9 protein-coding genes are annotated in these 13,290 nt (G+C 72.9%); 3 read left to right on the top strand and 6 right to left on the bottom strand.

Annotation, left to right across the window (positions count from 1 at the left end):
* Nucleotides 1-1,002: an ABC transporter substrate-binding protein gene (locus ACH34R_RS42290; protein WP_397567257.1), complete on the bottom strand. Its 1,002-nt coding sequence runs from the start codon at nt 1,000-1,002 to the stop codon at nt 1-3.
* 31 nt (nt 1,003-1,033) lie between these two features.
* Nucleotides 1,034-3,541, bottom strand: coding sequence for a DUF4118 domain-containing protein (locus ACH34R_RS42285; RefSeq protein ID WP_397567256.1), 2,508 nt, complete (start codon nt 3,539-3,541; stop codon nt 1,034-1,036).
* Nucleotides 3,542-3,649: 108 nt separating this feature from the next.
* On the opposite strand from ACH34R_RS42285, the gene ACH34R_RS42280 reads away from it, so the two are divergent.
* Nucleotides 3,650-3,775, top strand: coding sequence for a hypothetical protein (locus tag ACH34R_RS42280; protein ID WP_397567255.1), 126 nt, complete (start codon nt 3,650-3,652; stop codon nt 3,773-3,775).
* A 67-nt stretch (nt 3,776-3,842) separates the two neighbouring features.
* Nucleotides 3,843-4,475 (top strand): disulfide bond formation protein DsbA, encoded by a 633-nt coding sequence (locus ACH34R_RS42275; protein ID WP_397567254.1) that lies wholly within the window; start codon nt 3,843-3,845, stop codon nt 4,473-4,475.
* Here the strand turns inward: ACH34R_RS42275 and ACH34R_RS42270 are convergent.
* The 3 genes from ACH34R_RS42270 to ACH34R_RS42260 form a co-directional block, all read right to left on the bottom strand.
* Nucleotides 4,468-6,570 (bottom strand): prolyl oligopeptidase family serine peptidase, encoded by a 2,103-nt coding sequence (locus ACH34R_RS42270; RefSeq protein ID WP_397567253.1) that lies wholly within the window; start codon nt 6,568-6,570, stop codon nt 4,468-4,470. The two genes, ACH34R_RS42275 and ACH34R_RS42270, sit on opposite strands and share 8 nt — an antisense overlap.
* Before the next feature lie 222 nt (nt 6,571-6,792).
* Nucleotides 6,793-9,813, bottom strand: a complete 3,021-nt coding sequence (locus tag ACH34R_RS42265; protein WP_397567252.1) for an NACHT domain-containing protein — start codon at nt 9,811-9,813, stop codon at nt 6,793-6,795.
* Between the two features lie 612 nt (nt 9,814-10,425).
* Nucleotides 10,426-10,830 carry a DUF1992 domain-containing protein gene (locus ACH34R_RS42260; RefSeq protein ID WP_397567251.1) on the bottom strand — a complete coding sequence of 135 codons (405 nt, stop codon included), beginning with the start codon at nt 10,828-10,830 and terminating at the stop codon, nt 10,426-10,428.
* A 51-nt stretch (nt 10,831-10,881) separates the two neighbouring features.
* Here ACH34R_RS42260 and ACH34R_RS42255 point away from each other — a divergent pair, with 51 nt between their 5' ends.
* Entirely contained in the window at nt 10,882-12,957 is a 2,076-nt protein-coding gene (locus tag ACH34R_RS42255; protein ID WP_397567250.1) for a hypothetical protein, read from the top strand.
* On the opposite strand, the gene ACH34R_RS42250 is transcribed toward ACH34R_RS42255, so the two are convergent.
* Nucleotides 12,958-13,218 (bottom strand): hypothetical protein, encoded by a 261-nt coding sequence (locus ACH34R_RS42250; protein WP_397567249.1) that lies wholly within the window; start codon nt 13,216-13,218, stop codon nt 12,958-12,960.
* Nucleotides 13,219-13,290 lie beyond the last annotated feature (72 nt).

The raw sequence follows: 13,290 nt of genomic DNA, 5'->3' as shown, positions 1-13,290 counted from the left end.
CTACCAGCGCACCAGCGTCATGCGGTGTCCGATCTGCGCCCCGGTGCGTGGATCGACGCGGAACCTGCCGAACAGCGTGGCGGTGTCGAGGGACACGGCGGCCTCCCAGACGTCCTGCCGGGCCGTGCTCGCGGCCTGGTGGGCGCAGTGGACGGCCAGGATTCCGGCGGCGACGGCCTGCACCGCCGGGTAGTCCGGGTACTCGGCGGCGCGGGCGAGGAAGCCGGGCACGACCACTCCGGCGGCCAGGAAGTCGGAGAGGTCGGCGTACACCGAAAGGAAGTCCGCCTCCCGCGGCCCGAGAACGTCGCCGTCCGGCCGCCGGTTCGGCGCCCACTGGGCGACGCCGAACACGCCTTGCGGGTGCGGCGCCGCCGTGCCGAACGCGGACACCCCGGCCGCCGTCGTGCACATGTGCCGGGGCGGGCGGCTCGCCGCCCCGGCCCGCTCGACGGTCGCGATGTCCTCGTCGAAGCCGCCGGCCGACAGCAGGTCCCATTCCCCGTCGGTCGGCATGTCGCCGTGCGCCACCGGCACGCCCAGTTCTCGTGCGGCCTCCTCGGCCCCGGCCTTGACGTGCTGCGCGAACGAGCCCTTGCCCGCGCCGATCCACAGCGGCGCGAGCGGCCGGGCCTTCGCCAGCCATTCGAGGTACGGCCGGGCGTACTCGCTCGCGGGCGACAGCACCGACACCAGATACCCGGGAAAGGCGGCCTGCACGTCGTCGCCGGAGCCGCCGTGGTTCCACAGGACCCGTTCGGCGTCGGCCGCGATCGGCCCGGCGGCCCGTACGAGGTCGGTCGCGTACGGGCCGAGCATGATGTCGCATCCGCCGAGCACACCGGGCATGACTGCCTCAAGTGTCCGCGGATCGCTCTGGTCGTCCTCCACGATCAGGTCCACCGAACTCTCCAGCCGCCGCCATGCCGCAAGGGCGGCCGCCGTCTGACGGCCGAACCGGGCATATCGCCCGCTCAGTGACAAGCACACCCCAACACGCACGACGGTCCCCTACCCCAGACAGCCTGGTGAATCATGCCTCTTCGGCGAGCGGCAGGGTCAGGACCATGCTGAGGCCGCCGCCAGGGGTCTCGTCGGGGGTCAGCGTGCCGCCCATCGCCTCGGCCAGGCCGCGCGACAGGGCCAGGCCGAGCCCGACGCCGGTGTGGGTGTCGCGGTCGCCGAGCCGCTGGAACGGCAGGAAGACGTGTTCATGACGGTCGCGGGGGATGCCGGGGCCGCGATCGATGACCCGGATCTCGGCCCGCCCGCCGTACCGGCCGGCCGTGACCACGACGGGCCGGTCGGGCGGGCTGTAGCGGACCGCGTTGGAGACCAGGTTGGCCAGGATGCGTTCGAGCAGCGCGGGGTCGGCCAGCAGGTCGGGGAAGTCGGCGGGGACGTCGAGGCGCACCCGGCCCGCGAGCGGGCCCAGTTCGTCCAGCGCGCCCGGCAGGATCTCCCCCAGCGCGACCGGCTCCGCCGACACGCCGAGCACACCTGCCTGGAGTCTGCTCATGTCCAGGAGGTTGGCGACCAGGCGGTCCAGGCGGGCGAGGGATTCGTGGGCGGTGTCGAGGAGTTCGGCGCGGTCGGCGGGACTCCAGTGGACGTCGGTGGCGCGCAGGCCGTCGACGGCGGCGGTGGCGGAGGCGAGGGGGGTGCGCAGGTCGTGGCTGACGGCGGCGAGCAGGGCGGTGCGCATGCGGTCGGCTTCGGCGAGGGGGCGGGCTTTTTCGGCTTCGGCGCGCAGGCGTTCTTGGCGGAGGGCGACGGCGGCTTCGGCGGCGAAGGCTTCCAGGACGCGGCGGTCGGCGGCGTGCAGGAGGCGGCCTCTGGCGGCGAGGATGAGGTGGTCGTCGATGTGGACGTCGGTGCCGGCGTCGCCGGGGGTGGTGGCGGGGGGTCCGCCGGCGGTGGCGGCGATGCGCCAGGGGGTGGTGGGGGTGGTGCGTTCGAGGAGGGTGACCGATTCCAGGGCGAAGGTTTCGCGGAGGCGGGCGAGGAGGGAGGGGAGGGCGGCTTCGCCGCGCAGGACGTGTCCGGCGAGGGTGGAGAGTACTTCGGCGTCGGCTCCGGCGCGGGCGGCTTCGCGGGTGCGGCGGGCGGCGAGGTCGACGATGGCGCTGACGGCCATCGCGACCACCACGAACACCACCAGCGCGAGCACGTTGTCGGGGTCGGCGATGGTCAGGTCGCGGACGGGCGGCGTGAAGTACCAGTTGATCAGCAGGAACGCCCCCACCGCCGCGGTGATCGCGGGCCACCGGCCACCGGCCAGCGCGACCGCCACCACCAGCAGCAGGAAGATCAGGATCACGCTGGGCAGGGACAGGTGCTCGCGTACCGCGGACATGGCGAGGGTGAGCACCGGCAGGCCGAGCAGGGCCAGCGCCCAGCCGGCCACCCGCCGGGTCACCGTCAGCCCGGTATCAGGCCAGGGGACCGGCCGCCGGCCGCGCCGGGCCTGGTCGTGCGGGATCATGTGGACGTCGATCGAGCCGGACCGCGCGGTGGTCTCCACTCCGACACCCCGGGCCCACAACTGCGCCAGCCGCCCCCGCCGGGACGCCCCCAGCACGAGCTGCGTCGCGTTCACCCCACGGGCGAAGTCGAGCAGTGCGCCCGGAATGTCGTCGCCGACCACCTGGTGGTAGCTGCCGCCGAGGTCCTCGACGAGGGTCCGCTGCCTGGACAAGTGGGCCGGGTCGGCCCCGCTGAGGCCGTCTCCCCTGGTGACGTGGACGGCCATCAGGTCCGCGCCCTTGGACCGCGCGGCGATCCGCGCCGCCCGGCGTACCAGCGTGTCCCCCTCCGGGCCACCCGTCAGCGCCACCACCACCCGCTCACGCGCCTCCCACGTCGCCGCGATCCCGTGCTCGGCCCGGTACCGATCAAGCTGCTCGTCCACCTTCCCCGCCACCCACAACAGCGCCAGCTCCCGCAACGCCGTCAGATTCCCCACCCGGAAATAGTTCGCCAGCGCCGCGTCCACCTTCTCCGGCGCGTACACGTTCCCGTGCGCCAGCCGCCGCCGCAACGCCTCCGGCGACATGTCCACCAGCTCAACCTGATCGGCCCGCCGCACCACCTCATCGGGCACCGTCTCCCGCTGCACCACCCCCGTGATCCGCTCCACCACATCGTTGACCGACTCCAGATGCTGCACGTTCACCGTCGTGACCACATCGATCCCGGCCGCCACGATCTCCAGCACGTCCTGCCACCGCTTGGCATTACCCGAACCCGGCACATTCGTATGCGCCAGCTCATCCACCAGCACCACCCGCGGACGACGAGCCAGCACCGCCGCCACATCCAACTCGGTGAACGACGCCCCCCGATGCACCACCGTGCGCCGCGGGACGATCTCCAGCCCCTCCAACAGCGCGGCGATCTGGGCCCGGCCATGGGTCTCCACCAGCCCGACGACCACATCCCGGCCCCGGGCCAGCGCCCGCCGCCCCTCGCACAACATCGCGTAGGTCTTCCCGACCCCGGGGGCCGCCCCGAGATACACCCGCAATCGGCCCCGCCCCATCAGCGTCCGCCTCCCCCTGGCTTTCTGACCTATCCGCATCATCCCTCGCGGTGCCGATCGCCCGCATGTCATACTCGCCGGGCTGATCATTCGACAGAGGAGGCGCACATGGAATTAGCCGGGTTCGGGATGGGTCTCGGGTTCTTATGGTGGATCGTCGGGATGCTCGTGCAGTTCGCCATCATCTACGGCGCGGTACGGCTCGCACTGCGGCACGAGCGTCCGTACCGTTAGCGGGGCTCGTTCCGCTTTCCCTACCCGGGAGGTAGGGAAGATTCAGGGTTGTGCGATGGTAGGGAGCATGACAAATCCCGATCGGTCCGCAACCGCCGGCCGTCCGGCCGTCGATTTCTACTTCGACCCCGTCTGTCCCTTCGCCTGGATCACCTCGCGCTGGATCCTCGAAGTCGAGCGGCTCCGGGACATCGACCTGCGATTTCGCGTGATGAGCCTGTACGAGCTGAACAAGGACCGCGACATCGACGACGACTATCGCGCCCGGCTCGACCGGGGCAGGGGCATCGGCCGGGTGCTCGCCGCCGCCGCCCAGGGGCATGGCGAACCGGTGCTGCGCGACCTCTACACGGCGCTCGGCACCCGCATCCACAACCAGCAGAACAAGGACTACCCGCAGGTCGTCCGGGAGGCCCTGGCCGAAGTTGGGCTCCCGGACGACCTGGCGGACGCCGCCGGGGTCACCGACTACGACGAGGCGCTGCGCAAGAGCCACCACGAGGGCATGGACCCGGTGGGCGAGGACGTCGGCACCCCCACGATCCACATCGACGGGGTGGCGTTCTTCGGGCCGGTGCTGTCGGCGATCCCACGCGGCGAGGACGCGCTGCGGATCTTCGACGGGGCCCGGCTGCTGGCCGGATATCCGAAGTTCTTCGAGCTGAAGCGCACCCGTACCGGCAAGCTGGACTTCACCTGACCTCCGCGGCGGGCCGCCCGGCCACGCCCAGTTCCCGGCGCAGGAACCGGAGCTGGTGGGTGAGCATGTTCGCGGCCACCGCCTCGTCGGACGGCAGGTGGGTGGTCCGGGGCAGTGGCAGCACCTCGTGCGGGCGGCCCGCGGCGAGCAGCGCGGCCGACAGGCGCAGCGTGTGCGCGGCCACCACGTTGTCGTCGGCCAGGCCGTGGATCAGCAGCAGCGGGCGGCTCAGCCCGGCGGCCTCGCGGATCGGCGAGCACCGGTCGTACGCGTCCGGGTGCTCGGCGGGCAGGCCGAGGTGGCGTTCGCGCCAGTGCGTGTCGTACAGGCGCTGGTCGGTGACCGGCGCCCCGGCGACGGCGGCGTGGAAGACGTCGGGGCGGCGCAGTACCGCGAGCACCGCCAGGTAGCCACCGAACGACCAGCCCCGGATGCCCACCCGGGTCAGGTCCAGGGCGGGGAAGCGCCGGGCGGCCTCGTGCAGGCCCTCCACCTGGTCCTCCAGCACTGGTCCGGCGATGTCCAAGTGGATCGCGCGCTCCCAGGCCGGGCCGCGCCCGGGTGTGCCCCGGCCGTCCACCGCCAGCACCGCGAACCCCTGCTCGGCGAACCACTGCGACATGTAGCCCCACCACCCCCGCTCGGCGGTCACCTTGCGCAGCGCGGGACCGCCGTAGGGGTCCATCAGCACCGGCAGCGGTCCCTCGCGGTGCCAGGAGGGCAGGAACAGCGCGGCACGCAGCCGCTTCGGCCCGAGCGTGAGCATCTCGACCCGCGGTTCCAGCACGGGCGTCTCGGCGCGGGAGGCGATCTCGACCGGCGGGTGTCCCCCGCCCCGTACGGCGGTGCGCGTGCCGTGCCGGTCCAGGGTGCGGGAGACCAGCACGACGCTGCCCGCCCGGCCGGTCCCGGTGTGGACGCCGGGCTCCTCGCTCAGCCGCCGCGTCCCCGCCGCCGGGTCGTAGGCCCAAAGATGCGTCTCGGTCGGCTCCTCCGACGCCGTGAACAGCACCGTCTCGCCGTCCACCGCGACCACCGCCGACAGGTTCAGCCCCGGCGGGGTGACCGGCCGCCCGGCCACCACCAGCCTGCGGGTGTCGTCCAGGTCGGCGGAGGTCACCAGCGCGCCCGCCGCCGTACGCGCGGGCAGGCCGGGCACCAGCTCGACCCACGCGTCGTCGTGCTGGTCGGCCAGCACCTCGGCGGCCCCGGTGTCCGGGTCCACACCGAGCACCCGGACGTGCCGCTGGCTCCTGTCCTGCACCGCCGCGTACGGCCCGCGCGCGTCCCACCCGGCGCGCGCCAGGTACTCGAACGCCGTGACGTCCCACTCCACCGGGGTCAGCGGGCCGCCCGAGACGTCGGCGATCCACAGCGTCACCTCGGCGTTGGCCGTGCCCGCCGCCGGATACCGGATCGTGGCGGGCGGGAGGGAGGGATCCGTGGGGTCGGCGATGTACCAGCGGGGCACGGGCGTGGTGTCCACCCTGGCGACCAGCAGCCGATCGCCACCGGGGGACCACCAGTATCCGCGGTGCCGGCCCATCTCCTCGGAGGCGACGTGCTCGGCCAGGCCGTAGCTCACCTCGGGGTCGTCCGGCGCGGCGACCGGGCGGTCGTCACGGCCGTCGGCCTCGATGACGCGCAGCGTCCCGCCGCTGACGTAGGCGATCCGCCGTCCGGTGGGGTCGGGGCGGGGATCGATCACCGGCTCGGTGGCGGGCAGCGCGCGCGGCTCGCCGTCCGTGGTCCGGTATGTCCACAGCCTCCCGGACAGCGCGAAGACCAGCAGTGCGCAGGCGTCGTCGGCGGCGTAGGAGACGATGCCGGACGACAGCTCGAAGGTCCGGTTGCGGCGGGTGCGTTCCTGCGGGGACAGTACTTCGGCGGCGTCGGCGAGCAGGGTCGGCGGGTCCGCCAGCAGGCGTTCCGCGCCGGTCGCGCGGTCCAGCGCCCACAGGCAGGACACCGGGTCGTCGCCGGCCCGGCCGCGCAGGAAGTACACCGTGCCGCCGTCGGGGGAGAGGGTGACGTGGGCGGGGACTCCGAGGGAGAAACGCCGGGTGCGGGCGAACTGGCGGGGGAAGTCGGACATACGGCTCCTTCGGCGCGGGAAACCGGGGTGGAAAGGCCCCTGGAAACGCAAAAAACCGCTATCCGATGAAGTCGGACAGCGGTTCGCGGTCAAGGGTCATTATACCGCATTTCACGCGGCTCAGTTGCAGGCTCAGTTGCAGGCTCAGTTGCAGGCTCAGTTGCGGCTCGGCTGCGGCTCGGCTGCGGCTCGGCTGCGGCTCGGCTGCGGCTCGGCTGCGGATCAGTTGCGGATCAGGACCACCATGTCGTCCGGGACGATCTCGCCGCGCGCCCGTTCCTCAAGGGCGGTCACGCCGCAGGCCAGGTTGATGAAGACCACGCGCGCGTCCTCGTGGTCGGCGTACGCGGCGGCCAGCGCCATCGCGCCGAACCGCAGGCAGGTGGCGATCTCCGCGGTGACCGGCACGGCCCGGGTGAGCACCTTGTCCAGCAGGTGGACCAGGTTGTCGGCGATCACCGCGGTCAGCACGCGCATCGGCTCGTCGCCCGGCATCGCCGGAGGCACCAGCGCGCGTTCGGCCATGCCCGCCGCCCGGCCCGGCGAGACGTAGAAGGTCGGCCCCATGCCGCGCAGGTGCCGGGCCCAGTACGCGTTCAGGCGGACCTCCGCGTCGCGCCTGCGGTCCAGCGGCCGGTCGGCCTGGAGCCAGCGGAAGAGCACGACCGGGTAGCTCAGCGAGAGGATCTCGTACGCCCGCGACCGCAGGGCCGGGGAGGGCAGCAGGTCCAGCCGCCAGCGCTCCCGCGAGTGATCCTTGGCGAAGCGCTCGCCGGACTGGACGAAGTCCGCGTCGAGCAGCCCCACGAACCGGCGCAGACCGTCGTCGCGGGCGGCGGCGGACGCGGGCAGGAAGTCCGGCAGCGCGCCGGTGAACAGCGTGAGACGGGCGTCGGCCAGGTGCGGGCGCGGGTCGGGGCAGTAGTCGAGGGCGACGCGTACCGGCAGCCAGTCGTACGCCTCGATCCAGCCGGGCGTCGGCCCCACGGAGAACTGCCGGAACAGCGCCCGCGCCAGCTCCGGCACGAACGGCGTGTTCTTGGACGCCATCGCGAACATCGCGGCCGGCACCCGATCCGCCTGGAGCCTGCGCTGCAAGGTCGGCACCGAGATCCCGAAGGGGTGCGGCACGCCGGCCGCCGTCGCCGGCTTCGGCCGGTGCCCGGTCGCCTCGCCCCTGGCCCACACGGGCCGCTTGCGGATGTCGGCCACCGGGTGCATCACCGGGTCGTTCAGCTCGGCCACCGTCGGCAGCCGGTACGGCTGGTCGCGCTGGTGCTCGCCGATCCAGGTCAGGAACGGCTCCAGGTCCACGTCCCACAGGCCGGAGATCGGGTCGTCGTCCTCGGGCCACGCGTCGCCCGGCAGGTCGGGCCGCCGCGACTCGCCCCGCCAGGCGGAGTCCTCCACGAACAGGCGGTACAGGCCGGCGGACACCGGCGTCGCGCACGCCTCGGCCGTGTTGCCCAGCGTGATCGTACGGCGCAGCGCCCGGGTGACCCTGACCTGGACCATGAGCGCCCGCCGCTCGTCGTCCACCGAGGAGGACAGCAGGTCGTCCAGCCGGTCGCGCAGCCCCGGGGCAAGCTCCAGGGCGTCGTCCTGGCAGTCGAACGCGAGGGCCAGCGCCCGTGCCGAACCGGACCGCAGGCACGCCTCCACCAGCGGCCCTGCGTCCGAGCCCGCCGCCCACAGCAGCGCCGTCTCCCGCCACCAGGGGTCGTCCACGGTCTCGGCCAGGATGTCGGGGCGGTTCTTCTCCCTGATCTCCTCGGCCGCCAGGTACTCCTGGAGGGTGAGGTGCGCGAACGCGTAGCTGCCCGCCTCCCGCTGCACCAGCAGCCCGCTGCGCTCCACCATGCTCAGGAACTCGGCCGCGTCGGCCCGCCTGACCACCCTGGCCAGCGCGGGCGTGATCACCTTGTGCAGGTCGCGGGTCGGCAGGTCGCGCACCTTGTGCCGCATCATGTAGAGGGCCAGCTCGCGCAGCACCAGCTTCTTCTGCGCGCCGGTCGGCCCGGGCGGCGGGTCGGTCAGCCGCTTGGCCTCCTGCCGCCGGTACAACAGCACCTCGCACATCTCGCCGTACAACTCGGCCCGGCTGCCGGGCAGCGCGCCCCGGTAGCGGTGCACGTTGCAGATCATCGTCAGCAGCAGCGGGTTGGCCGCGAGGTCGAACAGCGCCGGTTGCGCGCGGACCCGCACCAGCAGGTCATCGGCCGCCTCCCGGGCGTGCTCGGCCACGTCGGGGCCGTCCGCGTTGCGGCTGCGCCGCTCCATCGCCAGGTACCACCCGTGCACGAACCTGGTGGCCTGCTCGGGTGTGAACCGCCACACCTGGAGCACGGTCGCCCCGGTCAGCGGGGCCGTCTCGTATCCGTAGGGGCGGGACGTGATCACGAAGTCGTTGCGCGGATAGCGGATGATCTGGGCCGACACCCAGTCCACGATCGCCCGGCGGTGGTCCTCGCCGGCCACCTCGTCCAGCCCGTCGAGCAGTACCAGGCAGCGCCCGCGCTCCAGCCGCCGCTCGAACCACGCCGCCGGCACGTCGCCGTGCAGCCAGCGCAGCGAGGCCACCGCCGCGGCCAGGGTCAGCGAGGGGTCGTCCAGGATCGCGCCCACATGGTCGCGCAGGATCAGCAGGACCGGCAGCCCGCCGCGCCGCCGTTGCCAGTCCAGCGCGGTACGCCGGAGCAGCGTGGACTTCCCCGCCCCCGGCCCGGCCACCACCGCCAGCCGTACCGGCTCGGGCACCTCCAGGAACTTCCGCAGCCCGACCCGCTCCCCGACCGCGGCCATCGTCCCGAGGTACGGCTCCCGCACGGCGTCGTGCAGGGGGCGGGGGGCGACGCCGACATCGACGTAGACCTCGTGCAGGTCGAGGTGGTACTCACTCTGGGTGGGCACGCCCTCGAGATCGACATAGCTGACCCCGGCGATCAGGCTCTTGGCGTACCGGCCGCGGTAGGACGTGCGGCGCATCACGGCCCGATCGAGCACATCGGCCACCCGCTGCGCCCACATCCCCCCGAGCACCCCCGCCACCTGCCCGGCGAACCGCCCGACGGCCACCAGCGCCCACCACCCGAGCAGCGCGCCGAACGCGAGCCCGGGATCGCTCCGTAGCGCGGGCCACACCTGCACGACCACGGCAGGAGGGCCGAACGCGACGCAGAGCAGCAGCACTCTGCCGAGAATGCCGGAGGGGCCCGTGCCCGGCGGGGTGGATGCCGCCGTCATGTCAGATCACCGACCTGGTGGGAGATGCTTAGCCAGGATTATCGGTCCTATTCTCACTGGAGATGGGGGCGTTCACCATGGGTGGCGTCGGATGACCGTGGTCGATAATCACTTCTGCCCCATTTCTCCCAAACATTACCCAGCAGCCACCGAGCCCGGCCCGAACGGCAGGACAAGGGCTGACCTGGGGTGCGACGGCGGGGTGTCACAAGGGGGCGACTTGCCGGGCCATTTCCTGAAATAGGTTTAGTGGCAGACGATTCCCAAATAAATCACCATCCCCAATCCCGCTACTCCGAACCCGAAAACCCGAGCCGGACTCCCAATTGCCGACTGAAGAACGAAATCGACCTCCGCCACGCACGAACGCACACCGCTCGCCCCTTCCCCGCAGCCCGGCGGCCCGGCCGGTCGGCTCCCCGGACGTCCAGGAGCACCGGTGGAACCGCCGGCGGGAAGGCGGCCTTCGCGGGCGAGGCCGCGCAGCGGGCCGGGAGCCCGGTCGGGTCCGACCAGGTCTGTGCCCCGCCCTTCGGTCGGCTCCCCGGCCGCGTCCTCGAAGGCATCGGCCGGTGCCGAGTACGACGCCCGCGCCGACACCCCACCTGCCGGCTAGCCGCGGTTGTTGTCGCGCCATTCGGTGATGATCTGTTCGACGTCGAAGGGCATCAGGTTGAGCGGCGGGCCGGAGAGGCCCTTTCTGATCGCCTGGTCGATCTTCTGGTTGATCTCTTCGACGATCTTTCTGGCCTGGTTCTCGGTACGGGCGCCGCGGGCCGCCGCCAGGGCCTCTTCGGCCTCCTTGCGGAGGGCCAGGGTGGGCGGAAGGGGGAGGGTCAGGCCCTCGCTCTGGGCCTTCTGTTTGACCCACCACAGCTCGTCGGCCAACTCGTTCCGGTTGGGGAGCGGTTTGCCCGCGCCAGGCAGATCGTCGAACTCGCCGCGTTCCATCGCCTCGCGGATCTGCTGGTCGATCCACGACTCGAAGCCCATCGAGTCGGGTTTGCGGTTCGTCATACTTCTTTTCTACCCACCAAATTGTCGGCGCCGTCCGCGATGATCTGCGGCATGACCGACGACACCGACGACCCGTTCGAGGGTCTCGACGACATCCGCTGGGGCCGCATGCGGCACGCGTATGGCCCCGCCGTCGAGGTGCCCGAGCTGTTACGCGGCCTCGCCGACCCCGACCCCGCCATCCGCGAGCAGGCGCTCGACGCGATGTACGGCGGCGTGTTCCACCAGGGCGACGTCTACCCCTGCACGATCGCCACGATCCCGTTCCTGGTGCGCCTCGCGACCCGGCCCGGCCTGCCCGGCAGGCCCGAGGTGATCAGGCTGCTCGCCGACTTCGCCTCGGCCGACGACCCGCTCGGTCTCACCGCGCTCTACCGCCAGGCCAACGAGCGGGTGACCGCCGCCTACCCGCTGTGGTCGGCGCTGCTGGAAGACCCCGACCCCGACGTGCGCGCCGCCACGGCGGCGCTGCTCCCCGCCTGCCTGGATCAGGCACGGGCCGCCGTCGCCCGGCTGCTGGCCCGGCTGCCTGCGGAGGAGCATCCGGCGGTGCTGGCGGAGATCGTGCGCTCGGCCGCCGCGATGGCCCGGCGCGGCGAGAGCGTCGCGGAGGTCACCGGCAGACTGGCCCGGATGGTCGCCGCGGAGTCCGACCCGGTGATCCAGCTCACCGTGGCCGCCGAGCTGGTCGCGCTGCCCGGCACTGACGGCACGGCGCCCGCCGTCGCGGTGGCCGACGTACTCCCGCTGATCGCCGAGGTCTACCAGACCGGCACGCCCGGCACCCCGCCCGCCGGGTTCGACACGCCTACCCTGGTGGGCGCGCTCCGGCGGATGCGCGAGGAGGCCGATGAGGGCCGGCGCGCCCCCAGGGCCGCCGCGCTGGTCAGGTCCCTGAGCGCGGCGTACGGCGAGCGGGTGGCCGACCGCCTGTCCCTGCTCACGCCGCTGCTCCGCTCCCCCAACTGGGAGTGCCGGCTCGACGCCCTGATGCCCGCGCTCAACCTGATCAACGGCTGGCGCGGCGACTATGGCGAGCTGATCGCCCTGGTCGGCGAGCAGGTCCGTGGCGGCGACCCGCGGTTGCTGTGGAGCGCCGTGCACGTCCTGCAAGATCTCGGCATGCTCGCCGCGCCCGCGGCGGGCGCGCTCGCCGAGGCGCTGACCGCCGCCGGGCGGGTGGCCCATCACCCCGCCACGCAGGAGGGTCACATCGCGTGGGTCGTCGAGTGGCCCGACGCGACGTCCAGCGTCGGCCCGGCGCTGCACGCGCTGGCCGGAGCCGCAGACGAACGCGCGCTGCCCATGCTGGCGTGGGCGCTCGACCGCGAGGACATGCCGAAGGACATCGGCGGACCGATCGGCCGATACGGCGAGCGGGCCGCCCCGCTGCTGCCGATCCTCCGCCGCCGGCTGCACGACCTGCCCACCGGAGACCCGCGCGACCACCGCCGCGACGGCCTGATGTACGCACTCGCCCAGATGGGCCCGGCCGCCGCCGGAGTCATGCCCGACCTGCTCGTTCTGCTTGAGTCGGGCGAGGCGACGACCGCTCCGCTGCTCGGCGCGCTGGGCGCGATCGGCCCGGCCGCCCGCGAGAGCCTGCCGTACGTTCGCATGGCCGCCGTCGATTCCGACCGGTCGGTATCCTTGGCCGCCGCCAAGGCGCTGTGGCGGATCGACGGTGACGCCGCAGGCGCGTACGCCGTCGCCGAACGCCACCTCGGCGGCGACCGGTACGCGGTCACCGGCGCGATCGGCGTCCTCGCCGAGCTGGGGCCCGCGGCGAGCGCCGCCACCGACCGGCTGCGCCGGCTGCTGCGCCGCGGCGACGAGCACCACTGGCTGCCGCTGGGGGCGGCACAGGCGTTGTGGCAGGTCACCGGCGAGGCCGACCCCCTGCTGCCGGTGCTCGAACGCGCCTGGCTGGCCAACGCCCACACCCGCCGCGACGTCGCGGCCCTGTGGGCCGACCTGGGCCCGGCCGCCAAGAGCGCCCACGACCTGCTGCATGCGGAGCTGGGCCGGGTACGCAGGCACAACGCGTCCGACCACGGCTACAGCAGTTCGCAGGTCCCCGACGATGAGGCACTGGTCCGCCTGTGCCGGGCGGCCCTGACGACCTGATCAGGGGCCGGGGATGGCCGGCACGGTCCGGATGAACCTGTCCGCCGACTGGCCGAGGCAGGCTCTGATGATCTTCTCCCAGGTGCCGTCCCGGATCATCTCCACCGCGTCCACCTTGCCGTCGCGCAGCATCTGCACGCACGCGCCGTGCCCACGCTGCCTGACCATGTGCTTCTCGGTGTCCCACCCGGCGGGGAAGCGGTTGATCACGCGCTGGGTGGATTGGGAGCCGGTGACACCACAGAACTTCTTGTCCTTCATATCGGCCCGCCGGCCCTCCCCACCGGGAACGGCAGAACCCCCCGGCTCCACATCCAGCCGGAACAAGCCGGG

The organism is Spongiactinospora sp. 9N601 (assembly GCF_044326295.1).
GTDB lineage: Bacteria > Actinomycetota > Actinomycetes > Streptosporangiales > Streptosporangiaceae > Spongiactinospora > Spongiactinospora gelatinilytica.
This window is presented reverse-complemented; position numbering and strand designations above follow the sequence as displayed.